The following is a 24,682-nucleotide window of genomic DNA, read 5'->3' on the forward strand; positions in this document are numbered from 1 at the left end:
TCATTATACTCAAATATCTCATTTCAACTATAAATATGCACCACAGCATACTTTTGCATAAAATAAGTGATGTAAATAAGATGAGTCAGTCACACGTAAATCAAAGTCAGCACCAATAAAGTTATTGCCCATTTAAACTTTCAAAGTATTCAAGCTTTAGTGGCCAAGGTCTTTGGTAATGCTTAGCTAGTATCATAATGAATTTTTCTGCATCGCTCGGGAAACCGTCTTCGAGATAATAACAAACTTGCTGATATACTTTATCCTTAAAAGCAAAGCGGTCGGTTTGACCTGAGCCTGAAAGATTATCGGTTGAAACATCAAACTTTTTTCCTACGGCAACACAGAGCGCCCATTCAATAGCTTGTGGTTTAATTTCAACTTTTTCAAATTCGATTTGCTGCTGCTGATCTCTACCATCAGGTAAGTACCAATAGCCAAAATCTTCAAGTAATCGTCTTGCTGAGCCTGCTAAACACCAATGGGAAATTTCATGTAAAGCGCTGGCATAGTAGCCATGTGCAAAAACAATTTGGTTATACTCGCAGGTTTCACTAACGGGCAGATAAACAGGTTCTTTATCACCTTTTACTAGCCGAGTATTATATTGTTGAAAGAAAGTTGTCTCAAAAAGTGATATTAGATCTTGAAAGTGATGTACAACTTCCGTTGCTTTTACTACATTAACTAACATTTGTCTCTCAATAGCTTGCTCATTAACTAGCTTGCTCATTAACTAGCTTGTGCTAATCATCCAAAAATTGCGCACACTCTAACATCGTATTTCTTTCACATCTATGCGACCGTGAAATACAGTACACTCTGTGCACAAACGACGATTATTACATCGCAGTTTTATCAACAAGATTTAGGGGTTGTTAATCTTCGTTTGTATTTTCAGCAATAGGCTGATTTTAACGTTAGTAAGCAGAATGAATGAGGCTTAGTTGTTCTAAATAAGCGAATTTCTAATGCAGCTAGCGTTAAAAAAAGCCATTATCCAAGGCTAAAGCCGTCTTACTTTATGTTGAAAATTGCATCATTTTTGCTTTAATTAAGTCGACTTTATCTCTCAGCTGAATGATTAAACAAAGATCAACTACCCCTAGTAAATGGAAAAGTTTACTTTTTCTCATTTCTCATATCTAGAATTGGCATATTGCCACTGCCTAATACTGTAGCCGGTAATCTACCATCCCAGTTTTGCGCTTCGGTTAACTTAACGATGAGAGGATTATTACCTAATGCTTTAGCTTTAGCGGTTATTGCCTCTGCTTCTGCTAAACCTTTAATACGAATCGACTCAGCTTCAGCAATAGCGACCAGTTTAATACCATCGGCTTTTGCTTTTGCGGTATTTACATCACGCTGGGCTTCAAGATTTTGCCTTGCCAACTTATGTTTTTCGGCATCTGCCAGATTTTTTTCAGTTTGCTTAGTTTCAATTGACGTTAAGTACTTAGCGGGTAATTTGATATTTTCAATTTGAATATTATCAACAGTTACCGGAAAGTCTCTCATTTCCTCAATAAAGTTTGCTTCGATCGCTTGAATAGCACTAGCTCGGTCTTGGATCAATTTCTCAGCATCATATTGTGGAATAACATCTTTAGTTGCCGATCTAAAACGAGGATCTAAAATACGGCTTTCAAATTGTGATAAGCCGCCATATTGCCTAAATAGTTCCAATGCTGCCGTTTTATCAACAGTCCAGTTAACAGAAACACTGATCGTAACAGGCATTTGCTCTTTAGTACTCGATGCCATTTTTTCTTCATTTTTTCGGGTACGTACTTCTATTTCTTCAACGCTATCAATAAATGGTACTTTAAAATGTAGCCCTGGATTAACTTGCTCTTTAGCTTCACTAAAGCGCTTTACTATACCAATATGCCCCTCATTTACCGTGTATACAGAATTCATTCCTGCAACAACTGCTGCAACAACAATTGCAATCGTTTTTACTGGGACATTTAATTTTTCAACATTCATAACAATTCCTTTTATTTTCATTACTTTATTTTTATATAGTCGCGGCTGATTTTGAAAACTTATTTACGCCGCCTTTAATGACGAAGTAACCTAAAACACCCGATATTAATGAGCCTATAACAATTCCTAATCGATCTTGAAAGATAAGGTTTCCGCTATTGCCTTGTTCAAATGCTAAAGAACCAATAAATAAACTCATGGTAAAACCAACACCACATAAAATGGCAGCACCGTACAGTAAACGCCAACTAACATTGGCCGGTAATTTTGTTAACCCTAATTTAATAGCAATAAAGCAAAAGCCAAATACTCCTAATTGTTTCCCAACAATTAAACCAACAATAATACCTAGTGGCACTGGCGCCATCACTTGTTCAACACCAATACCCGAGAAGCTTATGCCAGCATTGGCAAAGGCAAATACAGGTAAAACGATAAAGGCCACTAATGAATGTAAATTATGTTCTAACGATTTTAATGGTGAAGGTTCATCGTTTTTACCCTTAATTGGAATAAAGAAAGCTAGAACAACACCTGCTAATGTTGCATGTACACCTGACTTTAATACTGCCACCCATAAAATGATGCCTAAGAAGATATAAGGTGCCGTGCTCGTTACACCGCGATTGTTCATGGTAAATAAAATCGTTAATACTATTGCTGAAAATATCAATGACAATATTGAAAGCTGGTCAGTATAAAATAGAGCAATAACAATGATTGCGCCTAAATCATCAAATATTGCTAAAGACGTTAAGAATACTTTAAGTTGCAGGGGAACTTTACTGCCAATAATTGATAAAATACCTAATGCGAAGGCGATATCTGTTGCCGTCGGAATAGCCCAACCATTAATCGCTTCTGGATCATTGTAGTTAAATGCCACATAACATAGTGCAGGTACTAGCATTCCACCTAGCGCGCCAATTGCAGGTAAGGTAATTTGCCCCGGTTGCGATAAATCGCCTTCTAAAAACTCTCGCTTTAGCTCTAAACCAACAAGGAAGAAAAACAATGCCATCAAGCCATCGTTAATCCATAATAATAACGGTTTAGCTATTTCAAAACTGCCAACAGAAACTTGTACAGGAATGTTCAACAGCATATCGTAATAAGATACAAAAGAAGAATTGGCGATCACCATTGCCGCAACAGCAGCAAACATTAAAATAATACCACTAGCTGCTTCCAAGTTTAAAAAGTCATTTATATTCTTAATAATCATTTATGCTCACTACGTTTGCTTTCCATCATGACATAATATGTCATGATGGAATGTAATACAAATACATAAGCGTATTTTTTAATAGTTAAAAATAGTAAGGTTAAAATTCGGAAACAGGTATAAATATCGAAAATAATTCATATTTATAGTGAATAAGCTAGCAATCTTGGAATTAATAAGTGTAATATTTAGTTAAGAAAAGCGTATAAACAAATTAGGCTTAGCCTAAGGTTAAAATATTAATGAAAAAATTAGATGATATAGATTTACGTATCTTAACTTTGCTATATAAAGATGCGGATATCACCAATAAAGAACTTGCGGCTCAAATTGGCATTGCCCCATCAACATGTTTAGAGCGCGTAAAACGGATGAAGAACAATGGTGTAATTAACAACGCATTCATTGATATTAACTTCAAAAGTATCGGTGGCAATATTGAGGCAATTGCAGCAATTAAGCTGCAACCTTACTCGGAAATAATTGTAAATCAACTAAGAGATGATTTACTAAAACTACCCGAAATTATTAGTTTGTATCACATGGGGGGCAATTATGATTACTTCATTCATATGTCAGTAAGAGATAGCGAACACTTACGTCAGTTTGTTTTTAATGCTATTACTTCACGCGAAGAAGTGACTACGGTAGAAACTTCTCTCATCTTCGAGCATAGTCGCAGTGGCGTGCTACCAAACTTTGATGATGAAACATAGCACTCATACATTATGGTTACTTTTCACATCAATATCATCGTACTATAACAATCACCTAAAAATAAAAAAGAGCAGCTAAAGGCTCTTTTTTATTACGTGTACCTGAAGTAACTAATATTTCGAAAACGTTACTTTTTTTGAAAGTCTCCTGTTTCAAAATACAATGGCTTCATAGTGCCACAATTAATAAATTTATATTGTAGTTCGCTACGCTTAGGTACAGGTGATGATGTATTAAACTTGGTTAAACAACCAGCTTCTAAATCAATGCCTATGATATGATCAAAGCTGGGTGCCTGCTGAATCCTGTGAATATAAATTTTATAATTTTTTCTTAATGGAACCACATCATAGTTTTGCTTTCTATTCGACGGCTGTATGTCATCAAATGTTCTAACGTAGACTTGCTTATCAAAAGTTAAAGGAATGCTCTCATAAACGAGCATGCCATCGCGTTCAAAGTGCCCTGCATATAAATCCACATTTACCGTTAATTTTTCACCACGTATTAAACGTTGTAAGTTAAATTTCTCTGGCTTAGCAGTAATTAGTTCGCCGTCTCGAATCATTTGCAACACTGCTAAGTTATCATTATCTATTTTATACAGTAGCTGAACATTATGTGGCTTCTTATATAACGGCATATGCGATGCATAGATACTAGACCCTTGTGTAAATAGTGCCATTCCATGTATACCCATATATGCGGGGTCCAGTGGTGGCAACTCTTTAACTTCATCCTCAGCAAAACTTATTTGACTCAATAAAAACAAAATACTAAACAATATTTTTTTCATAAATGCATTCTCATATATAGGCTAAAGGAAAATTAGTAAACTAAAACCTATCAAATTGAATCAATCGAAATAAATCAATGAAGTAAGCTCGTTTATATTATAACTGTTTTCTTCGAACAAAAAAAATCCTACCGAAGTAGGATTTACAGTAATGTAATTATCGAGTGACTTTAGCTTTTAAGGTCATCGAAGAATTTTTTCACACCATCAAAAAAACCGGTTTCCTTCGGGCTATGTTTACTGGTGCTTTTACCCATCTTTTCTTCTAACTGACGTAATAAGTCAGCTTGGTCGCCAGACAGGCTCACAGGTGTTTCAATAACAACTTTGCACATCAAGTCGCCAGTTGAATGGCTACGTACTGATTTAACACCCTTACCACGTAAACGGAACATTTTACCCGTTTGCGTTTCTTTCGGTATTTTCAGCTTAACTTTACCTTCAAGCGTTGGCACTTCAATGTCACCGCCTAGAGCAGCTGTGGTGAAACTAATTGGCACTTCACAATATAAATGATTTTCATCACGAACAAATATTTTATGCTCTTTTACATTGGCTTGAACATATAAATCACCTGCTGGTGCACCATGCTCACCCGCTTCACCTTCGCCAGATAAACGAATTCTGTCACCAGTATCTACACCTGGTGGAATTTTAACTGACAACGTTTTTGTTTTCTCAACACGGCCTTGGCCACGACAAGAAGTACATGGACTTGAAATAACCTTACCTTTACCAGAACACGTTGGACACGTCTGTTGTACAGCAAACAAACCTTGACGCATCTGTACTTGGCCATGGCCATGACAAGTTGAACATGTTTTTGCACTGGTGCCTTTCTTAGCGCCACTGCCATCACATGGATCACAACTTACAAACGTTGGTACTTTAATTTCAAGTGTTTTACCTTTAACCGCTTCTTCAAGGCTAAGGTCAAGGTTATAACGTAAATCGCTACCACGACGTTGACGAGATTGCCCACCACCACGACGGCCGCCGCCACCAAAGATATCACCAAAAATATCGCCAAAAGCATCGCCGAAGTCTTGTCCACCGCCAAAACCGCCACCACCACCGTGGCCACCTTGTTCAAAAGCTGCATGGCCGTATTGATCATACGCTGCACGCTTTTGATCATCATTTAAGATTTCGTAAGCTTCTTTAACTTCTTTAAATTGCTCTTCTTTAGCTTTGTCACCTTCGTTACGATCCGGATGTAACTTCATCGCTAAACGTTTATAGGCTTTTTTGATATCACGCTCAGATGCATCTTTTGCAACACTAAGCACTTCATAATAATCGCGTTTTGACATAGGTTTAATTTCTTTACTTCAAATTTATGGATACTAATTTGTTTGGTTTCTTAACTCGATGTTTTAACCATATTCAAAACATCAAAAATCCAAGCAAATTAATATCAATTAATGATTAATTTTTTATAGCATTGTGAAGTTAATTCACAACATTTCGTTGCTACTTTACCCTTTCTTTTGATAAAGCAAAGCGCCGATAATTATCGACGCTTTCATTTTCTTTATAAACAACAAATGTTTAATTATTTAAATTGTCGCTGTAGCGTTCTAGAGCAAGGCGGACATGCGGAGCATACAAGTGTATGTGAGCATGTCCAACGCAACTATTGAGCGCGACAGTAGACCATTCAATAATTAATGATTACTTATCGTCTTTAACTTCTTCAAACTCAGCGTCTACAACATCATCGCCAGCTGGTGCTGATGAATCTGCTTCCGGAGCTGCGCCTTCAGGAGCACCGCCTTCTGCTTGAGATTTCGCTTGAGCGATTTCCATTAACTTAGCAGAAGCTTCAATAACAGCTTGTGATTTAGCATCAATTGCTTCTTTATCATCACCTTTAACCGCTGTTTCAAGTTCAGTTAATGCTGCTTCAAGTTTTTCTTTGTCTTCGCCAGCAAAATCTTCGCCTGCTTCTTCAATTTGCTTACGTGTTGCGTGAACCATGCCATCAGCTTGGTTACGAGCTTGTACAAGCTCTTCAAACTTCGCATCTTCGTCGGCATTTGCTTCAGCGTCACGTACCATTTGCTCTACTTCATCATCTGATAAACCAGAAGAAGCTTTAATGGTAATTTTTTGTTCTTTACCTGTGTTCTTATCTTTAGCTGTTACATGCAAAATACCATCAGCATCAATATCGAAAGTTACTTCGATTTGTGGCGTACCACGTGGTGCTGCATCGATACCTTCAAGGTTAAACTGACCTAAAGATTTGTTAGCAGAAGCTTGCTTACGCTCACCTTGTACAACATGAACAGTTACAGCAGCTTGGTTATCATCAGCTGTTGAGAACGTTTGAGATTGTTTCGTTGGGATAGTGGTGTTTTTGTCGATAACTTTCGTCATCACGCCGCCCATAGTCTCAATACCTAATGATAACGGCGTAACATCTAATAATAGAACGTCAGTTACATCACCAGAAAGAACACCCGCTTGAATTGCTGCACCAGCAGCTACTGCTTCATCAGGGTTAACGTCTTTACGTGGCTCTTTACCGAAGAAATCAGTTACTGCGGCTTGTACCATTGGCATACGTGATTGACCACCAACCAAGATAACATCATTGATGTCACTTACTGATAAGTCTGCATCTTTAAGTGCTTGCTTAAGCGGCTCTAAAGTTGCTTTAACCATATCTTCAACTAATGACTCTAATTTAGCACGTGTTACTTTGATGTTCATATGCTTAGGGCCACTTGCATCTGCAGTGATGTAAGGTAAGTTAACATCAGTTTGTTGTGCAGAAGAAAGTTCACATTTCGCTTTTTCAGCCGCTTCTTTCAAACGTTGCATAGCTAATGGATCAGTTGTTAAATCCATGCCTTGGTCTTTTTTGAATTCAGCTACTAGGTAGTTGATTAAACGGTTATCAAAATCTTCACCACCTAAGTGAGTGTCACCGTTAGTCGCAAGTACTTCAAACGTGTGCTCGCCTTCAACTTCATCAATTTCGATGATAGAGATATCAAATGTACCACCACCTAAATCGTATACTGCAACAACTTTGTCGCCTTCTTGCTTGTCCATGCCGTAGGCAAGGGCAGCAGCAGTTGGCTCGTTGATAATACGTTTAACATCAAGACCAGCAATACGACCAGCATCTTTAGTTGCTTGACGTTGTGAATCGTTGAAGTAAGCAGGAACGGTAATTACTGCTTCAGAAATTGTTTCACCTAAGTAGTCTTCAGCTGTTTTTTTCATTTTAGCTAAAACTTCAGCTGAAACCTGTGGTGGAGCAACGTTTTTATCACGTGCTGTAACCCACGCATCACCGTTATCAGCTTTAACAATACCAAATGGCATAATACCGATATCACGCTGAACTTCTTTGTCTTCAAAACGACGACCGATTAAACGCTTAATAGCGTATAACGTGTTTGTCGGGTTTGTAACTGATTGACGCTTAGCAGGTTGACCTACTAAAGTTTCGCCTTCTTCTGTGTATGCAATGATTGAAGGAGTTGTACGATCGCCTTCCGCATTTTCAATTACACGTGCTGTGCCGCCATCTAGAACAGCAACACAAGAGTTTGTTGTCCCTAGGTCAATACCAATAATTTTGCCCATCTTGAGGATCTCCGAATACTTATATGTTAAAAATAAAGATTAAATCTTTCGATGAACAGTTAGTGGGGGCAGGAAAAAGTCTTTTCAACTATTTTTATCGAAAAAAACTAAAAAATGTTAAATTTTATTTCTTCTTCTCTTTATTAATGCCAATTAAGCTTCTGCTTGTTATATTATTCAGCAATAAAAGACATAAAAAAACCAGACACTTGTCTGGTTTTTCATCTTTACTTAAAACGTTATTTAGCAATAAAAGTCTAAAACTAGCTAAAAAATAAAATTAAGCCGTAGTATCAACACTTGGCTTAGCTTTCGAAACCATCACCATAGCAGGGCGAATTAAACGACCATTTAACTCATAACCTTTTTGCATTACCGCAATAACAGTATTGGCGGCAACACCTTCAACTTCTTGCATTGACATCGCTTGATGTAATTCAGGGTTGAATGGCTGATCTTGTGGATCAATGGCTTTAATGGCAAATTTTTCTAACGAAGATAATAAACCTTGATAAGTTAATTCGATGCCTTCAATAATGCCTTTATTGTTTTCATCATCTTTATCAATATTTTGCAATGCACGCTCTAAGTTATCAACAGTTACCAGCATTTCGCTAGCAAACTTCTCTAAAGCAAATTTACGGGCTTTCTCAACATCTTGTGCAGCGCGACGACGAACATTATCGACTTCTGCTTTGGCGCGAATAACAGAGTCTTTTTGATCTGTTACCGTAGACTTAGCAGCGGCTAATGAAAGCTCAAGCTCATTTATTTTTTCTTGCTCTTCGCTAACAACTTCATGAGCATGCACATGTTGCTCTTCAACTTGCTCTTCAGCTTGTTCAATAATTTCTGCTGCTAATTCATCTGCTGCTATTTCTTCAGCACTTTTATTTTCTGTTGACTCGTTAGTCATGAAAAACTCCAAAGTATTTTTAATTTTCAAAGTTGGTAAAACACAATACCGCTAATTATGGGGGCTTGTTTTTATGATTCAAGCACAAAAGTAAATCATTTAAAAAAAAGTCAACTTTACAAGCGAGTAAAATAGCGCGAAACTGCGGTTAGTTGCCTATTTTATTAAGGTTTATCCCAAAGTGAGTAAATTATACGAAACAGTTGGACTTATTGGTAAGCCTCATCATGAGGGTGCCAGCTCAACCATAGAAACATTACATCAATATTTATCACAACAAGGTTATCAGGTGCTAATAGAAAGTTCAGTAGCGCCGTCAATAAATATTAACAATGTTGCTGTTGCTTCTCTAACTGAAATTGGTCAACAAGCTGACTTAGCAATCGTCGTTGGCGGTGACGGTTACATGCTAGGCGCGGCTCGCGTACTCTCATGTTACGACATTGGCGTTTTAGGCGTTAATCGTGGAAACTTAGGTTTCCTAACTGATCTGTCACCCGATGATTTAACCGCGCCACTTAATGCAATCTTAAATGGTGAATCACGCTCTGAGCAACGCTTTATTATTGAAGCTGAAGTCTACCGTCATGGCAAACTCAAAAGCTCTAACAGCGCAGTAAACGAAGCCGTATTACATGCGGGGAAAGTTGCCAACATGATCGAATTTGAAGTCTACATCGATGGTAGCTTTATGTTTAGTCAACGCTCAGACGGACTCATTGTATCAACGCCAACAGGTTCAACGGCCTACTCAATGTCAGCAGGCGGCCCTATTTTAACGCCAAATTTAAACGCTCTTTCACTAGTTCCTATGTTTCCGCATACATTAACCAGTCGGCCTATTGTCGTTGACGGCAACAGTGAAATTAAGCTCAAACTAGCGAATGAAAATTACGAAAATTTACAGGTTAGTTGTGACGGCCACGTTATTTTAGCCGTAATGCCTGGTGATGAAGTGATCATAAAAAAAAGCGAGTTTACTTTACGTTTAATACACCCCCTTGATCACAACTACTTTAATGTTTTACGAAACAAGTTAAGTTGGGGTAACAAACTTTATTAATCTTAGCTGTCTCGCAGCCCTTTAAAATAGTTAATTAAGAATAAAGTTGTAAACATAGCTTGAATAAAAACCAGATACTGTATAAATTAACAGTATCTGGTTTTTTGGTTATTAATACGACACTTTATTGCAACATAATGATAATAAAGTTAGTGAGGCGACTATGTTACTGCAACTCAACATTCAAAATTTTGCCATTGTCCGTTCACTCGACATTGATTGGCAACAAGGTATGACAACAATCACTGGTGAAACGGGTGCGGGTAAATCAATTGCCATTGATGCCTTAGGACTGTGTTTGGGTGACAGAGCCGTAACCAATGTTGTTCGTCCAAACTGCGCCAAGGCTGAACTGGCGGCAACATTTGATACCGGTAAAAATAAACCCGCGCAAAAATGGCTAAAAAAGAATGATATGTTGCATGAGAACGAATGTATTCTACGCCGGGTTATTTCCGCTGAAGGTCGCTCAAAGTCGTATATAAATGGCAGCCAAGTCCCTTTAGTACAGCTAAAAGAAATTGGCCAGTTGCTCATTAATATTCACGGACAACATGACCACCAACTTATCGTTAAGGCTAATGAGCAACGTAACATACTCGACGCTTACGCCAGTCATCAACATTTACTCGATGACGTAAAATTTTATTATCATCGATGGCGTGAACTCAGCCAAGAAGCTAAGCAACTACAAGAAAGCAAAATACAACGTGAAGCTAAGCAACAGTTATTGCAATATCAAGTCAACGAGCTTAATGAATTTTCATTACAACCTAACGAATTTGAAAGTTTAGAAATTGATTATAAACGCCAAAGTAATGGCCAGCACATTCTTAATGAAACCTTAGTGGCTGCGCAGCTATTATCTGAAAATGAGCAGTCTAATGTTGTTGATAGTTTACGCCAAAGTGCGGAACAAATTTCCTCACTAAGTCATTACGACCCAACACTTAAAGCCATTGCAGAGCAGCTTAATGAAGCGCTTATTCAAATTGAAGATGCCAGCCAAGAAGTCAAACATTATTACGAGAGCTTAGAGCTTGATCCGCAAGCTTATACGTTAATTGAAGAACGTTATTCAACTGCCGTGCAACTAGCGAAAAAGCATCAAGTTGCACCAGAAAAATTAGCTGACCTTCATCAACAACTATTACAAGAATTACAACTATTTAGCTCTGATGAAACTCGGTTAGAACAAATTAATGACGATATTGAAACAGCAAAAAACAAATATCACGAGGCAGCATTAACCTTATCAACGTCAAGAACAAAAGCAGCGAAAAAACTCAGCAAGTTAATCACCAATAGTATGGCTGAATTAAACATGCAGCATGGCAATTTTTTAATTGATGTTAGCCAAGCTCAAGAGCAAAACTTGTCAGTCAATGGCCTTGATAATGTTAGTTACTTAGCTAGCTTAAACCCGGGGCAAGCACTTGAAGCCATGAATAAAGTGGCCTCAGGAGGTGAACTTTCACGTATTAGTTTAGCCATGCAAGTGATATTGGCCGACAAAGTTATTACGCCAAGTTTAATATTTGATGAAGTTGATGTCGGCATCAGTGGCCCCACCGCTGCAATGGTGGGTAAAAAGTTACAGCAACTAGCTAAGAACACGCAAGTCATCTGTGTAACTCACTTACCGCAGGTCGCCAGCAAAGGCCATCAACAATTATTCGTGGCTAAATTAACTGACGGAGAGCACACAGAAACCACAGTAACGGAACTTTCTAGCAATGGTCGCGTCCAAGAAATTGCGCGTTTACTTGCCGGTGATAAAGTTACCGAAAATAGCCTGGCTAGTGCGCAAGAATTACTGGCAGGATAAAGCGAATACAGCCAAGCGGGCGAAATAAACTAAAAATTATTTTGTATCTCGTAGTCCGCTTCGCTATTATCCCCGTTCAAACTAAAAAGGATAATGTATTTACCATGTTGTTTAGAGTATTAGCGATTGTTATCGCCCTATCTGTTTCTGCTTGTTCTAGCTGGGTTTATCGCATTGATATCCCACAAGGGAACTACCTAGAACAAAAAGACATCGACAAACTTCAAATTGCAATGACAAAAGAACAAGTTAAATTTGTTTTGGGCAGTCCTGTTCTTGAAGATAGCTTCAATAGTAACATTTGGCACTATGTTTACCGTTTTAAATCAGGCAGAAGTGATAAATTAAATTCTAAAAAACAATTCACTATTACCTTTGAAGATAACAAGGTAGTGAATGCGGAAGGTGATTTTGAATTACCAGAAAGTTACTTTGTTCCAATGGTTAACTAATATTTAGTTAAACCTAGAAATACAAAAGCATGCGCTAAGCATGCTTTTTTTGTTTTTAGAGAGCTAGTTTTCCAATGAGTTAAGATTCTCCCGCCTTGCTTCTGCGTGGGTCAACTCGACCGCCAGTAATTTTATCTGCTCGCCCTTCTTCTTTCGCTTTCTCAGCCCTGCGTTTACGTACTTCTTTGGGATCAGCAAGTAACGGACGGTATACTTCAATACGGTCTAAATCTTTGACAATATCTTTTAACTTAGCGACTCGGTTCCATATGCCAACATTGTTAACCGCTAAATCAATCTCAGGAAACTCTTCAATGATGCCTGAGACTATTATCGCTTGTTCAATGGTTGTGTTTTCATCAACTTCGATATTGATGATTTCTTGCCTTTGCGGTGTACCGTAGACAATTTCAATATTACATTTGCCTGCAACCACATCTATGTTGCTAGCTGCTTCATCACTAGTAATATCATTCATCTTTTGTTCGCTCATATTCTATTAAACACCCATTAATACATTATTAAACTGTAATTTTTACTTTTAGCCATAAATTTCTTTAGCGCGCATAGTGAAAGAGTGCACCATGTTATTGGCTAAATTATTAAATACCCGACCAAAGGCTAAATCGAACACTTTATTAGAGAATTCATAATCTAAATTTAATTCAATTTTACAGGCATCTTCTGACAAGGCTTTTAATTGCCAACCCCCAATAAGTTGCTTAAATGGCCCATCAACTAAGCTCATCTTAACCTCTCGGTTACTTACCAAAATATTTTCAGTAGTGAACCACTTTTTTAAGCCACCTTTAGACACTAATAAAGCTGCGGTCATCGAACGCTCATCTTGGGCAATTATTTTACTGTCACTACAATCAGGTAAAAACTTCGGGTAGGCAAGCACATCATTAATTAGATGATACATATCTTCTACACTGTGCATCACTAATGCACTACGACTTATGTTTGGCATTCACCCTCCAATTCTCAATGGTCGCTATCATAGCAAATGTCGTCAAAAAACGCATTAAAGTGAAAAATGATAAATAAGCCGTTTAAATAGCATAATTTCTCCGTATAATGTTTACGATTGCTATTTTGGTAGCAAACCAAAAGTGCAAATAATGGAAATATAATGGCCAAGAAAAAAAAATCAAACAGCAATACCATTGCTCTAAATAAAAAAGCGCGTCATAACTACGCTTTAACCGACAAATTTGAAGGTGGCATGAGCTTGCAGGGTTGGGAAATAAAATCAATCCGAAGTGGCAAAGTCAACATATCTGACTGTTACGTGCATATTAAAGGCGGCGAAGCTTACTTACTAGGCGCTGAAATAACACCACTTAACGCCGCATCTAGCCACGTAGTTTGTGACCCTAATCGTGACCGAAAATTACTATTAAATCGCAGAGAGTTGGAAAAAATTACTGCCGCTGTTGAGCGTGATGGTTATTCCTTAATTGCCACTGCCATGTATTGGAAAGCATGTTGGGTTAAATTAGAGTTTCACTTAGGTAAAGGTAAGAAAGATCACGATAAACGCTCTGATATTAAAGACCGTGAATGGGCCGTTGATAAAGGCCGTTTAATGAAAAATAAAAATTTAGACCGCTAAGCACCATTAGAACAAGTGGTTAAAAAATATCACGTTGTCTATTTAACCTAAGCGTTGTACAATGCACACCATAGGCTAGTTTAGCTTATAGAAAAAAGAGTAAAACTTTGGGGCGGATCTAGGATTCGACAAGATTCATGAAACCCGAGGTGCATGCCCAGGGGCGGTTTGCCTGGTAAAAAGCCGCAAAACTATAATTGCTAACGACGAAACGTTCGCACTAGCCGCTTAAGGCTAGCCATCGCCTCATAAATTGTCCTGTTGTTTCGAGGATCGATGGTCACCCCAAATAGGATAGCGAGGGAAGCACGCTTAAGGCTGAACCGCGAAATAGTATTAAGCTCACCATGACGAAGCCTGTCGACTGGCGTCTAATTGGTTAAATAAATAATCGACTAAGCATGTAGTACCAAGGATGTAGGCTTTTTGGACGGGGGTTCGATTCCCCCCCGCTCCACCAAAATAAAGACCGTTTTTAGTTTATTAGTTATACCTAGTAACTTTTAGATTTGGCCATAAACAGACTAGCGTTTATGATAAGAAACCGCTTAATTGCGGTTTTTTTTTATGCCTGGAATTTATTGTTATTTTGATGTGGTACTCGCTTCAAATTGGTGCGCCCATTTCATCAGTCACTTTACATTTTCGAATTCATGTTCCAAAGAAATTAAGGTGAGTGTTCTTGTTAATTGTTGTTAATTGTTGTTAATTGGATGCATTATAGTTGATGAAGTAGCTTCATTTATTATTGAATTTTAATTTGTTACGATATTAATTATGTTAACATGCTCAAATTAATATTCGAAATATCAAAGGGTAAGGTTGTATAAATGGATCTAATGGAGCTTACGAATAATACATCTATTATTAAAGATGGGAGGCATATTCTTAAGGTGCCTCGATTATTTTCAGTTAAGTCTATGGAGACGGCCAAAATATCTATTGATTTTTTAGATAATATCGACCATTTCACTCGAATAAATGAGAAAATGCTCATTGACTTAAGTCGATTGGAGTTTTTCCATGCACCATCAGCCCTGCTATTGTTTGCGTATATAACCAATGCCCAAATTACCACTAATAGGCATGATATTATTAAAGTTATCCTTCCTGTGAACCAAGCAATTAGATCTTTAGTGCGCAAGAGTGGGCTCTGGGATGCAATTAAATATGGAACGAAAAGAAAGTTAGATAGAAACTGGGAGTTAGGTAATAATTTTCAATCAGGCTACGACGCAGAAGAACATTACGATAAGACATTTAAATATTTAAAGAAACAATACTCTAACTTCTCAAAAGAACTAGGTGTTGCAATAAATGAAGCTATGCTTAATATAAATCAACACGCTTATAGATACCATCCTAAAGGATCAGTTACAAGATGGTGGCAATATGCCTATATTAAAGATGATACATTAAATTTTTGTATATTTGATAAAGGGTGTGGTATTCCGACTTCTTTTAAAAAATTAAATTTTTACAAAAACAACCTAGATCAAGAGATTATTGTCAATGCAATGAAGAAAAATACTTCTACAATGAATATTATTGGCACTGAGGGGAGAGGAAGAGGCTCTGCAAATATTATTAAGCCTGTGAGCTCTGTTGAGAAAGATAAATTATTAATAATTAGTGAACAAGGCCTTTATAGGTATTTTCACGATAAAGATATAGAAACATCAAGATTACCATTAAGGCTAAATGGCACATTACTTTGTTGGCAAATTAAGGCGAAATAATATGATAAATATAGATATTGCTAGAGATTTTTCTGAAAAACCTTTTGGCAGGTTTCAATTTGCAACCGACCAGCATCCATCTGATGGTAAATGGACTGGAGATAGGTTTAGAAATGAACAGCTACTTCCTGTATTCAGAGAAAGTAAAGATAAAATAGAAGTACTGCTAGATAATGTCGATCGAGGTTTCGGTTCCTCGTTCTTTGATGAGGCATTTGGAGGATTAATTCGAGCAGGCATTCCTTTTCAAGAAATTAAGGATCGATTATTTATAATAACTAACGACGAAAGCTATTACGATGAAATTTGGGAGTATATTACAGAAGCTCATCAGAAGATGGAATGAAATAGATGCTCTCCTATTTAAATAGTAATCCTGCCATAACAGCCACTCTAGTATTATTGATTAGTATTATCCTGACTTACATTGGTTGGAAAGTAATATACTCTAACGCGAAAAGAATCACCTCAAGAAATGAAACATATGGCTTGATAACACATATGTTTAAATTAACTGATGATTTATTAAAAGAGGCAACAGACTATTGGTTGACTCCCGTTCCGAACACTAATCATATTTTACACGCTAAGAATTTTGAGCTAAAAATTACTAGTTTAAGTAATACTCTCCAACTTATTACTTCTAGAGATATAAATGTTAATTTTAGCTTGAACTTAAGACGACTTCGAAGAGCTGTGACTTTAGATGCAGAAAGGGTAACAACAGTGTCAGATGCGATTAAAGCTCTAAAAATTGAAGATATGAATTATCATTCGTCAGAATTAAAAATAAATATTCTCAAATCTTTTGACTTAAAACACCCAAGAGATTGAGAAGACACATACTGATATTTAGCATGACACTCACTGTAAATAATCTAAACAACAAAATATCAATATCTCATTAATTTACTAACGGTAGCGCTTCAAGATGTGACTGGTGGAAAGGCTTTTGAGAGCAAGAACTATTTTTTAATCAATTTAACCTGAAATAATAAAATTTCAGCAATAGTCGTCCTCAGAATAATCTGATAATGTTTTATGACGTTATAACCAAAGCTTTAAGCAAAGAGTTTATTGCAGTGACTCAGGTTTTGTCGTCGCTTTAATTTTTTGTGCTGACAATAGTCACTCAGTGCATCTTCATGACCTACAGCACCATGAAATTGAGTGCTGAACTCTGTCGTGATAATTAACCAATTTTCAGCTGATATACTTAGACGGCTGAGTATCGCTGGTTGATTTCCCTCGATGTATCCACGCTTATCTTCTCGGATACAGCGTCCAGTTAACTCCACTAATTCAAGATAATCTGATAATTCAAAAGGTAAGCCCTTCGGCATCACTTTTCTTGGGTTACCAATAAAAGGGAAAAGTGTATCGGGCTGTTGGTTTTTCAACACATTTTCACAGCGTAATTTTATGCTCGTATGGTCTGAATTCTCTGGCGTTTTTGCTATTTTTGCTCGAATAGGGTTTAAATCAACATACGCCATACAGGCCGCAAGCGCTGCTTCATCCAATAATGCTTGAGAGGTAAACCTGCCTTCCCAGAAGCGCCCTGTACAGTTATCTTCTTGATTAGCGTCTCTTGCAACACCTTCATTGATATTGCCCATGAACCAGCTTATTTTCATCAAGCGTTTTCGATAAACTTCACTTGTCGCTATAACAATATCAAGTAGTGGTTTAGTTAACTTTTCATCACGACAATATTGCCTAGTTAGCAGCGTGCCTTTGTATAATTGATGCCAACGTTCAAGCACCTCTGTCATTGTCCATTGTTTTGCTTTGGCTTCATCAATACATAACACGACATGGTAATGATTACTCATCACTGCATAGGCACAAACATCAATCGCAAATACTTGCGTGAGAATATGTAGCTTGTCTTCGACCCAACCTCGACGGTGTTCATAGCTCTGACCTGAAACCTTATCCTCACCACATAAAAAAGCTCGTCGAACGCAACGAACAATGCAGTGATAATAAGGCGTATCCGCTAAACTAATTTGCTGCTTTCTTCGCGTTGCCATAGCTCTTCCCTGCTAAGGTGATTTACTTACTTCAGCGTAGAGTAATGGTTTGAATTGTTCCAGTTACAGTGGGTGTCGTGCTAATTTTCTAATTTTAGTGCTAATTTTACTTTATTTGTCAAAATATTTTGTAAGTGTATTCAGCGACTTTCCAACGGCCATTACTGCAACTCTCAAATCATCTTCAGAACAGCTAAAAAATTCGCACCAATGGGCTATTTCTTTATCCTCATTAATATCGACTTGCTTGCTATCTTCCTGGCTTCTGCCTGTTTTATCATCCGACATGCTTACATTCCTATTAGATTAATTTACTACTATTGCTGCCCTATTCTTTTTCATAAGTAAGTTGGTGAAAGTCGAGAAACTCAAAAGTTAAGGGGCTGTGCAGCCATTCTCATTGGTTTCTCCAAATTTGCTCTTCCTTTTGGTGCGACATAGTGGGCTGAATTCATACTAATAAATGCAATCGCCCAATTGTTTTTCATATATCGTTAGCATCCTTACTACCTGTGCCCAGAGCTATTTTATTTACCATAACCCGTTTAATCAGAATATTTGAACATAAAATAAAGCGACAAAGTCAGCTTTGAATGAACTATACCTAGATCCAAGAAAAAATTACATTGCACGGCATGTCACCTATCATCTCATTGAAAATGTTAAACTATTTTTATAAATTTTTGCAAACATGAGAAATAACAGTTCAGTTCAGGATAATAAAAATTGCAATGGTTGGCTCACTTAATTGTGGTAACGAATTAGAAGTTAGAATAAAAAATAAGCATTTGTTAAATAAGAAGTTACTTTTATACCCCTAATAATTAGAAGCCATAAAAATAGAAAACTCTAGTTCTGACATTGATAGTCATGGTTTTAAGTAAGTCTATCCCTTAAATTTCTATTCGATTTCAAGTGAGCTCAAGCTGAGCGTCATAAAATTTGATAGGAAAAACGATGAAAAAATATTTTAAAGTGTTATCAATAATAGTCGCTCTAATCAGCTGCAGTTTTTTACCAAACGTTAACGCTGCAAGCTCTACTGCCATGCTAATCACGATAGCAGAAACCAACCCAGCTCTGCTTGAGAGGTTAAATACAGTAGCTCTAGGCAATAAAGAGCTACTTAACCAAGTATTAAGAATGGCTGAATCAAAACCAGCGCAGCTCGAACGTTTATTAGATTTAGCAGAAACAGATTCAGAGACATTTTTACAGCTAGTAACGATAAGTGGTGCTGCAATAAGTGAGGAAGAAGCTTCAATAACCGGAATTAATGATGGTGGAGGGGTAATTCGAAATTAATTTCAATTAGCTAACTAGCATAGGGGAGTGACGTTACGTAGAGCAACGTAAAGCATTATCATAATTCATCATTAATTGTTTAAAGTCTTGTTTTTCACATAATTTATCAAACCAAGGAAGGTTAAACCAAACAACACCGACTTTATTATTCAACGCTTTTTTTGCTTCTACTACCGCAGATGTAAATTCCCCCAACGAGCTATAAATAAGTGAAGAAGTATAAGCGACCTCGCCATTATCAGGCGCTAATTTTTTGGCATTGTTTAATGATTCAATTGATAGTTTTGATTTGTTTAAATGCAAATAGGCTAGTGATAGATCTAGCCAATATCTATATTGCTGCTTATTCTCGGGAGCATCTATTATTTTTTGGTAATGAGCCTTAGCTATCCTTATATTCCCTAAAATCAGTTCTATATCAGCTAGATTTAATAAGTTAATTGTATTTTTGGGGTTTTTATCTACTGCTAATTTCGCATATGCCAATGATTTTATATATTGTTTGTTTAAGCTATAAGCTAATCCCAAATTAGATAAATCAGTACTGCTACTTTCTTCATCTACTATTTTTTTAAAGGCTGTAATAGCTAATTCGATATTTCCTTGGAGTAACCAAATATTCGCTTGCAGTCGTTGAGCTTTATAATTGTTGGGGACCATCTTCAGCATCTTACTTAGTGCATTTTTTGATTTAACCAAATCACCCAATCGCCAATAACTAAACGCAATATTATAAAGTAAGCTAGAGCTAGGACGTAAATTAAAAGCATTAGAATACGCATTAACAGCTTTTTTATATTCACCGTTACTAAATAATATATAAGCCTCAAATTCTGAAATAGTCAAAGTATCTACTCCTCTTTTCTTAGCTTCATTAATCTGCAATTTAGCTTTTTCAGTCTCTCCAATATCTGACGCTAACCAAAACCTATCTATTGCTTCATAAATACTGAAACGATATTCAGGTGGGGAATTCTCTAATATTATATTGAGCTTATTTAAGTATTTATTATCTTGCGAATCAAAATATAAATCTAAAGCTATATTTCGATATAAACGATAGCCAGCATATAGATACGGAGATCGGGCCAGTATAGCTTCTAACTCTGTTAAACTCGCCGCACTATAATCTCCTTGCCCCCTAACCTGGCTATAAAGTGCAATATAATCTCGATAATCATCCTCATTAATTGGCCGTTGCAATAAACCTGATTGATTCACTTCTGCTAACTCAGGGTAAAGCGAGGCAAATTGTGTTTGGCTGGTGCTATAAATAACATTGAACTTTTCGATAGGCGCTAGCCAATTTTTTTCAGACTTTACCACTAGGCTTTCCGTATTATTTACGTTAGCAATCAAACGTGAAAAGCTGACTTTACAGCGGTTATTGTCACACTCAAGTGCTGTGGAAATAATGTCTGAGGCACCAACCGCTTGCTTCAGTTTTCTTAAATCGTTAGGGTAAACTTTAGTAATAGCGTTCACTTCTCGCTGTGACACTAAGTACATGTTTTCAGTATTTATTACCGCTTGTCGTAAAGCATCTTCAACGGCTGAGATCACTAAATCTTGCTGCATGGGTGCCATTAGCGGGCTATTTGTCAGCGTTGGCTTCAAAATAACCAGATATTTTGTTGTTATTTCTGGGCCACTATAAAACCAAAAGCTTGTCGCTATAACTAAGCACAATATACATAGGCTTAAAGCAACGTTAATGAGTTTGTTTTTAGCTTGTTTATGTTGCGGTTTTAACAACACTTTTGAAACTTGGCTTGATTCAATCTTAGCGCTAGAGCTTAACGCAAAATTTTTGTCAATATTAGGCAGCATTGTGGTTGCCTGCTCATTAATATCGGCTTGCAGTAAAGCCGCTCGAATATGGCTCAACCGATTTTCAATTATATTCGCGGTTAATGTACGTTCTTCTACTGGCTTTATTAACATTTCCATCAATAAATCAGTTAATGCACTTGGCGTTGCAATCATTAAGTTTTTAGCATGTTCAGGTGTTTGTTGGCATATCCTGTTAGCCACCTCTAGTGTCGAGCCTTTGCCAAACGGATGACTACCAACCATTAACTGGTAAGCAATAATACCTAGTGAAAAAATATCACTACGATAATCAACTACTTGTTGCTTTATTTGCTCAGGCGACATAAAAAACAAGCAACCGTATTCAGCAGTGTCTAATGACTGATGAATTGGAGATACTGTTTTTTTATTGCCCGTTAAACGCGCTATGCCAAAGTCAGTAATTTTAAGCTCGCCTTGCTCATTAACCAGTATATTGGTTGGCTTTAAATCACAATGTATAATATCGCTACGGTGCGCTTGCGCTAAGCCTGCAGCTAATTGGGTGAGCAAATCTAATTTTTGAACCAGTGTGGTTATCGTTTCGTTTTGAAATTGTGTAAGGGTTTTGCTTTTGAAATACTCCATGACTAACGAGGTTTTGCCGTCTTGGTCATGAATGTTGTATATTTGAATAATATTGCGATGATTAACGCGTGCTAATAAGCGTGCCTCTTTGAGTACTAGATCAACGTTTTCGCCTTGTGTTTGATTTTTTATTGGCGCAGTTAACTCTTTAATTGCCACTTGACGCTGTAATTGGTTGTCAGTCGCTAAGTAAACCTTCCCCATCCCTCCTTCGCCCAATAATCGTTCACGGGTATACTGCGGCAAACTCTTATCCATGCATGACCGTAAGGGATACTTTTTCTTGTCCGCGGTTCACTATTAACTTATTACCTTGATAGATGCGGTATGAACTACCAGCAAAACGTATTTTATTGCCTTTTTTCTCGATAAGTACATCACCATCACAAACATCATTAAGTGTACTTACAAGTTGGCGCTTAGCTCGAAAAACATGGGTGTTAACAAACGGCATATCTTCTCCAAGGTCTTTAGCAATAGTTTCTCGTAATCGCCAGCCTTGGTTATATTCATCGATGCCTTTTTTAGCATCTTCATCGCGATCTCTCGCTAAACTTAGCACTAAATAATGATGAGCTCTATCAGACAAATAAAACTCCTCATCATTAGCGGTAATCGTTAGCTCGGTTGTTTCTTCATCCTGGCTTAAATTAAAACGATACTTAATTTGGTGAGCTAATAATTTAGGTTTAGCCAAATGTGCTGTATTTTCTGTTGGACTATTTAATTTGAGCTGCCAATTTTTACCGGAAAAATTAACGATATCTAAGTCGGATACAGCGTAAGCGACACCCGTTACATCATCAAGATACTCTTTATACCATTTGTCTTTGCTGTGCACATAAAACAAAGCTATTTCTGGCTGCTGGGTTGAAGGTAATATATTGGAGTCACTCAGCATAATTGGGCTTGGTGTTTTGTTAGTCACCGACGATTCAATCGCAAGTAACATATTTTGTGGTGGACTAAGTTCTTGTACTAAAAAACCATGTGCTTCGGTTCTCGCAAAATAAATTTTATCTCCAACATTAAGCTTTTGAACACAGTCTTTAATTAACTTAGAGTCGTTAACCCAGGTACCATTGCTACTAATATCACGAATAACGTATTGCTCATCTACCCACTCGATGACTGCATGTAGTCGAGATATTTCAGGTGCATCAATAACGGTATCAGCATTAGTCGTTGAGCGACCAAAACAATGATAGGCATTTAAGTAACTTAACGTTTTTGATTCATGATTAAGATTTAAAATAGTAGCCATATTAAAATCCCTGATATGAATAATTCATCTGCGATAGAACAGTAGAAAGAATTCATTGTAATAAATGTAAATAAGTACCGTCAGTCAATAGTATAACTACATCCTAATAATAACAATGGGTTAGGCATCACTTTCATTAGGAAGTAATATAAAACAGAGTAAGAAATACCCTTAAATATCATCGGGCTAAAACTTGTTAAGACTGTTTTATTTAAAGATGTCAGGTAATGAAAATAAAATTTCAAGCTATCAGTACAAGTTACCTTATAGCTTTACCTTAAGCCAAAACCTCATTAACTTGCAATAACGTTGACATTTTAGCCGTAATATCATCAAGCAACTTTAGCTTTGCACTAGTTCAGTAAAATACTTCATCGGCTTCAGGTCATGTAAATTTATTTTTACATCATTCTTTACAATTTAATTAGAACTCTATGTAGTACTTATCACTCTAAAGACATGTAATACCTAACGTTAAACTTGAACAAGCTAACTTAAGAGACAAAAACACTTAGAGGTCTAACTAAGTTGCACTGTATTCTGTTAGAATGTGCGCATATTAATAACTGTACTAACTTAACTGGACTCCATGAAAGAATTTATCATCATTGGCGCAGGACAATCAGGGCTATCAATCGCTTATAATTTATCCAAAAACAATAAAGATTATCTGATATTAGATGCTAATGAACATATTGGTGCACCTTGGCTAAAGCGCTGGGATTCATTGAAGTTATTTACCCCTACAGAATACAATCACCTTCCAGGGATGAAGTTTCCATTTCCTAAAGGTTATTACCCTAATAAATATGAAGTAGCTGATTATTTAAAAAGTTATGTTGAACAATTTTCTCTACCAATTGAATTCAATAAAAAAGTTAACTCGATAAAGAAAGTTGATGGCATTTTTGAAATAACCAGTGCAACGGGAAGTTATCAAGCGAAGCAAGTTATTATTGCCACGGGTCCTTTTCATACCCCTTTTACACCGCCTTGCCACGTTGATATTGATGAAAATGTTACTCAATTGCACAGCGAGCACTATAAAAGCCCTGCGCAACTGCAAGATGGCGATTGTTTAGTGGTAGGTGCTGGCGATTCTGGCGTACAAATCTTATCAGAAATAGCAGAAACTGGCCGTACCGCTTACTTCTCAGGCACTGATAAAATCACTGCAATTCCGCAATCATTTTTAGGAAAAACGTTATGGTGGTGGTTTACCAAAATCGGCTTTTTATCCGTTACTCGCGACAGTAAAATTGGCAAATGGTTAAGTAAAGGCGTGCAACCGGTGATTGGTACTGACGTAAAGTCGCTGCTAGCAAAAAAGAACGTTATTCATGTTGGTAGAACTTTATCCGCAAATAAAACCAGTATAAAATTTCAAAAAGGTAGTATCAGCAGTATTAAAAATATTGTTTGGGCTACAGGATTCAAACCTAACTTCTTTTGGATCGAAAATATCACCTTTGATGAAATGAACTACCCAAGTAACCATCGTGGAGTAAGTAATGATGTTGAAGGCTTATATTTTATTGGCCTACCTTGGTTATATACCCGAGGCTCAGCGACACTTGGTGGTGTTTGGAAAGATGCAGAATATTTAATGGCCTACATTCAGAATCAAAATAAAGAGAATCTAGTAATTAATAACGTGACTGATTTAGAGCAAGCGTACTAATGTTCTGC

General features: G+C 37.0%; 23 protein-coding genes and 1 other RNA gene. 11 read left to right on the top strand and 13 right to left on the bottom strand.

Annotated features, from left to right (window positions below):
• Positions 1-121: 121 nt before the first annotated feature.
• The 3 genes from B7C41_RS06245 to nhaA form a co-directional block, all read right to left on the bottom strand.
• Complete coding sequence (locus tag B7C41_RS06245; RefSeq protein WP_085298655.1) at positions 122-694, bottom strand: elongation factor P hydroxylase; 573 nt, start codon at positions 692-694, stop codon at positions 122-124.
• Between the two features lie 428 nt (positions 695-1,122).
• On the bottom strand, positions 1,123-1,992 hold the full coding sequence (locus B7C41_RS06250) for a prohibitin family protein (protein ID WP_085297939.1): 870 nt from the start codon (positions 1,990-1,992) through the stop codon (positions 1,123-1,125).
• Positions 1,993-2,023: 31 nt separating this feature from the next.
• Complete coding sequence (nhaA, locus tag B7C41_RS06255; protein WP_085297940.1) at positions 2,024-3,217, bottom strand: Na+/H+ antiporter NhaA; 1,194 nt, start codon at positions 3,215-3,217, stop codon at positions 2,024-2,026.
• A gap of 242 nt (positions 3,218-3,459) precedes the next feature.
• Between nhaA and B7C41_RS06260 the strand changes: the two genes are divergently transcribed.
• The gene (locus B7C41_RS06260; RefSeq protein ID WP_085297941.1) at positions 3,460-3,933 is read left to right on the top strand and encodes an Lrp/AsnC family transcriptional regulator; all 474 of its coding nucleotides are present in this window, start codon (positions 3,460-3,462) and stop codon (positions 3,931-3,933) included.
• 128 nt (positions 3,934-4,061) lie between these two features.
• Here B7C41_RS06260 and B7C41_RS06265 read toward each other — a convergent pair whose 3' ends face one another.
• From B7C41_RS06265 to grpE, 4 genes are all read right to left on the bottom strand, one after another.
• Positions 4,062-4,730, bottom strand: coding sequence for a hypothetical protein (locus B7C41_RS06265; protein ID WP_085297942.1), 669 nt, complete (start codon positions 4,728-4,730; stop codon positions 4,062-4,064).
• Positions 4,731-4,900: 170 nt separating this feature from the next.
• The gene (gene dnaJ, locus B7C41_RS06270) at positions 4,901-6,043 is read right to left on the bottom strand and encodes a molecular chaperone DnaJ (RefSeq protein ID WP_085297943.1); all 1,143 of its coding nucleotides are present in this window, start codon (positions 6,041-6,043) and stop codon (positions 4,901-4,903) included.
• Between the two features lie 361 nt (positions 6,044-6,404).
• Entirely contained in the window at positions 6,405-8,333 is a 1,929-nt protein-coding gene (gene dnaK / locus B7C41_RS06275) for a molecular chaperone DnaK (RefSeq protein WP_085297944.1), read from the bottom strand.
• A 280-nt stretch (positions 8,334-8,613) separates the two neighbouring features.
• Positions 8,614-9,249 carry a nucleotide exchange factor GrpE gene (gene grpE, locus B7C41_RS06285; RefSeq protein ID WP_085297946.1) on the bottom strand — a complete coding sequence of 212 codons (636 nt, stop codon included), beginning with the start codon at positions 9,247-9,249 and terminating at the stop codon, positions 8,614-8,616.
• 181 nt (positions 9,250-9,430) lie between these two features.
• Here grpE and nadK point away from each other — a divergent pair, with 181 nt between their 5' ends.
• From nadK to B7C41_RS06300, 3 genes are all read left to right on the top strand, one after another.
• The gene (nadK, locus tag B7C41_RS06290; protein ID WP_085297947.1) at positions 9,431-10,312 is read left to right on the top strand and encodes an NAD(+) kinase; all 882 of its coding nucleotides are present in this window, start codon (positions 9,431-9,433) and stop codon (positions 10,310-10,312) included.
• Between the two features lie 163 nt (positions 10,313-10,475).
• Positions 10,476-12,140 carry a DNA repair protein RecN gene (recN, locus tag B7C41_RS06295; protein ID WP_085297948.1) on the top strand — a complete coding sequence of 555 codons (1,665 nt, stop codon included), beginning with the start codon at positions 10,476-10,478 and terminating at the stop codon, positions 12,138-12,140.
• 104 nt (positions 12,141-12,244) lie between these two features.
• Entirely contained in the window at positions 12,245-12,592 is a 348-nt protein-coding gene (locus B7C41_RS06300) for an outer membrane protein assembly factor BamE (protein ID WP_085297949.1), read from the top strand.
• A gap of 79 nt (positions 12,593-12,671) precedes the next feature.
• Here B7C41_RS06300 and B7C41_RS06305 read toward each other — a convergent pair whose 3' ends face one another.
• Together B7C41_RS06305 and B7C41_RS06310 are read right to left on the bottom strand one after the other, a co-directional pair.
• A complete protein-coding gene (locus tag B7C41_RS06305; RefSeq protein ID WP_235839634.1) occupies positions 12,672-13,085 on the bottom strand; it encodes an RnfH family protein in 414 nt (137 codons plus the stop codon).
• Between the two features lie 48 nt (positions 13,086-13,133).
• A complete protein-coding gene (locus tag B7C41_RS06310; protein WP_085297951.1) occupies positions 13,134-13,565 on the bottom strand; it encodes an SRPBCC family protein in 432 nt (143 codons plus the stop codon).
• A 162-nt stretch (positions 13,566-13,727) separates the two neighbouring features.
• Between B7C41_RS06310 and smpB the strand changes: the two genes are divergently transcribed.
• The 5 genes from smpB (at position 13,728) to B7C41_RS06335 (ending at position 16,783) form a co-directional block, all read left to right on the top strand.
• A complete protein-coding gene (gene smpB / locus B7C41_RS06315) occupies positions 13,728-14,210 on the top strand; it encodes an SsrA-binding protein SmpB (protein ID WP_085297952.1) in 483 nt (160 codons plus the stop codon).
• A 109-nt stretch (positions 14,211-14,319) separates the two neighbouring features.
• Positions 14,320-14,670: a transfer-messenger RNA gene (gene ssrA / locus B7C41_RS06320) on the top strand.
• 370 nt (positions 14,671-15,040) lie between these two features.
• The gene (locus B7C41_RS06325) at positions 15,041-15,949 is read left to right on the top strand and encodes an ATP-binding protein (protein WP_085297953.1); all 909 of its coding nucleotides are present in this window, start codon (positions 15,041-15,043) and stop codon (positions 15,947-15,949) included.
• Position 15,950: 1 nt separating this feature from the next.
• The gene (locus tag B7C41_RS06330) at positions 15,951-16,295 is read left to right on the top strand and encodes an STAS-like domain-containing protein (protein ID WP_158089090.1); all 345 of its coding nucleotides are present in this window, start codon (positions 15,951-15,953) and stop codon (positions 16,293-16,295) included.
• Positions 16,296-16,300: 5 nt separating this feature from the next.
• The gene (locus B7C41_RS06335; protein ID WP_085297955.1) at positions 16,301-16,783 is read left to right on the top strand and encodes a hypothetical protein; all 483 of its coding nucleotides are present in this window, start codon (positions 16,301-16,303) and stop codon (positions 16,781-16,783) included.
• Positions 16,784-17,010: 227 nt separating this feature from the next.
• Here the strand turns inward: B7C41_RS06335 and B7C41_RS06340 are convergent, their stop codons facing one another.
• A complete protein-coding gene (locus B7C41_RS06340) occupies positions 17,011-17,985 on the bottom strand; it encodes a transposase (RefSeq protein WP_085297956.1) in 975 nt (324 codons plus the stop codon).
• A 111-nt stretch (positions 17,986-18,096) separates the two neighbouring features.
• Positions 18,097-18,273: a DUF3606 domain-containing protein gene (locus tag B7C41_RS06345; RefSeq protein ID WP_085297957.1), complete on the bottom strand. Its 177-nt coding sequence runs from the start codon at positions 18,271-18,273 to the stop codon at positions 18,097-18,099.
• A 669-nt stretch (positions 18,274-18,942) separates the two neighbouring features.
• Between B7C41_RS06345 and B7C41_RS06350 the strand changes: the two genes are divergently transcribed.
• Complete coding sequence (locus B7C41_RS06350) at positions 18,943-19,290, top strand: hypothetical protein (protein ID WP_085297958.1); 348 nt, start codon at positions 18,943-18,945, stop codon at positions 19,288-19,290.
• A 33-nt stretch (positions 19,291-19,323) separates the two neighbouring features.
• On the opposite strand, the gene B7C41_RS06355 is transcribed toward B7C41_RS06350, so the two are convergent.
• The gene (locus B7C41_RS06355) at positions 19,324-21,987 is read right to left on the bottom strand and encodes a serine/threonine-protein kinase (protein WP_085297959.1); all 2,664 of its coding nucleotides are present in this window, start codon (positions 21,985-21,987) and stop codon (positions 19,324-19,326) included.
• A complete protein-coding gene (locus B7C41_RS06360; RefSeq protein ID WP_085297960.1) occupies positions 21,980-22,993 on the bottom strand; it encodes an FHA domain-containing protein in 1,014 nt (337 codons plus the stop codon). The genes B7C41_RS06355 and B7C41_RS06360 overlap by 8 nt, the downstream gene beginning before the upstream one ends.
• Positions 22,994-23,582: 589 nt before the next feature.
• Between B7C41_RS06360 and B7C41_RS06365 the strand changes: the two genes are divergently transcribed.
• Positions 23,583-24,674 (top strand): flavin-containing monooxygenase, encoded by a 1,092-nt coding sequence (locus tag B7C41_RS06365; RefSeq protein ID WP_085297961.1) that lies wholly within the window; start codon positions 23,583-23,585, stop codon positions 24,672-24,674.
• Positions 24,675-24,682: the final 8 nt, after the last annotated feature.

The organism is Cognaticolwellia mytili (assembly GCF_002104475.1).
Taxonomy (GTDB): domain Bacteria; phylum Pseudomonadota; class Gammaproteobacteria; order Enterobacterales; family Alteromonadaceae; genus Cognaticolwellia; species Cognaticolwellia mytili.

What these genes read in the sequence shown, in the direction of transcription:
- nhaA (WP_085297940.1), bottom strand. Translation starts at nt 3,217, where the DNA reads ATGATTATTAAGAATATAAATGACTTTTTAAACTTGGAAGCAGCTAGT.
- grpE (WP_085297946.1), bottom strand. Translation starts at nt 9,249, where the DNA reads ATGACTAACGAGTCAACAGAAAATAAAAGTGCTGAAGAAATAGCAGCA.
- dnaJ (WP_085297943.1), bottom strand. Translation starts at nt 6,043, where the DNA reads ATGTCAAAACGCGATTATTATGAAGTGCTTAGTGTTGCAAAAGATGCA.
- recN (WP_085297948.1), top strand. Translation starts at nt 10,476, where the DNA reads ATGTTACTGCAACTCAACATTCAAAATTTTGCCATTGTCCGTTCACTC.
- B7C41_RS06350 (WP_085297958.1), top strand. Translation starts at nt 18,943, where the DNA reads ATGAAAAAATATTTTAAAGTGTTATCAATAATAGTCGCTCTAATCAGC.
- B7C41_RS06305 (WP_235839634.1), bottom strand. Translation starts at nt 13,085, where the DNA reads ATGAGCGAACAAAAGATGAATGATATTACTAGTGATGAAGCAGCTAGC.
- B7C41_RS06325 (WP_085297953.1), top strand. Translation starts at nt 15,041, where the DNA reads ATGGATCTAATGGAGCTTACGAATAATACATCTATTATTAAAGATGGG.
- B7C41_RS06365 (WP_085297961.1), top strand. Translation starts at nt 23,583, where the DNA reads ATGAAAGAATTTATCATCATTGGCGCAGGACAATCAGGGCTATCAATC.
- B7C41_RS06265 (WP_085297942.1), bottom strand. Translation starts at nt 4,730, where the DNA reads ATGAAAAAAATATTGTTTAGTATTTTGTTTTTATTGAGTCAAATAAGT.
- B7C41_RS06355 (WP_085297959.1), bottom strand. Translation starts at nt 21,987, where the DNA reads ATGGATAAGAGTTTGCCGCAGTATACCCGTGAACGATTATTGGGCGAA.
- B7C41_RS06360 (WP_085297960.1), bottom strand. Translation starts at nt 22,993, where the DNA reads ATGGCTACTATTTTAAATCTTAATCATGAATCAAAAACGTTAAGTTAC.
- B7C41_RS06345 (WP_085297957.1), bottom strand. Translation starts at nt 18,273, where the DNA reads ATGTCGGATGATAAAACAGGCAGAAGCCAGGAAGATAGCAAGCAAGTC.
- B7C41_RS06335 (WP_085297955.1), top strand. Translation starts at nt 16,301, where the DNA reads ATGCTCTCCTATTTAAATAGTAATCCTGCCATAACAGCCACTCTAGTA.
- B7C41_RS06300 (WP_085297949.1), top strand. Translation starts at nt 12,245, where the DNA reads ATGTTGTTTAGAGTATTAGCGATTGTTATCGCCCTATCTGTTTCTGCT.
- B7C41_RS06340 (WP_085297956.1), bottom strand. Translation starts at nt 17,985, where the DNA reads ATGGCAACGCGAAGAAAGCAGCAAATTAGTTTAGCGGATACGCCTTAT.
- B7C41_RS06245 (WP_085298655.1), bottom strand. Translation starts at nt 694, where the DNA reads ATGTTAGTTAATGTAGTAAAAGCAACGGAAGTTGTACATCACTTTCAA.
- dnaK (WP_085297944.1), bottom strand. Translation starts at nt 8,333, where the DNA reads ATGGGCAAAATTATTGGTATTGACCTAGGGACAACAAACTCTTGTGTT.
- B7C41_RS06250 (WP_085297939.1), bottom strand. Translation starts at nt 1,992, where the DNA reads ATGAATGTTGAAAAATTAAATGTCCCAGTAAAAACGATTGCAATTGTT.
- smpB (WP_085297952.1), top strand. Translation starts at nt 13,728, where the DNA reads ATGGCCAAGAAAAAAAAATCAAACAGCAATACCATTGCTCTAAATAAA.
- B7C41_RS06260 (WP_085297941.1), top strand. Translation starts at nt 3,460, where the DNA reads ATGAAAAAATTAGATGATATAGATTTACGTATCTTAACTTTGCTATAT.
- B7C41_RS06330 (WP_158089090.1), top strand. Translation starts at nt 15,951, where the DNA reads ATGATAAATATAGATATTGCTAGAGATTTTTCTGAAAAACCTTTTGGC.
- B7C41_RS06310 (WP_085297951.1), bottom strand. Translation starts at nt 13,565, where the DNA reads ATGCCAAACATAAGTCGTAGTGCATTAGTGATGCACAGTGTAGAAGAT.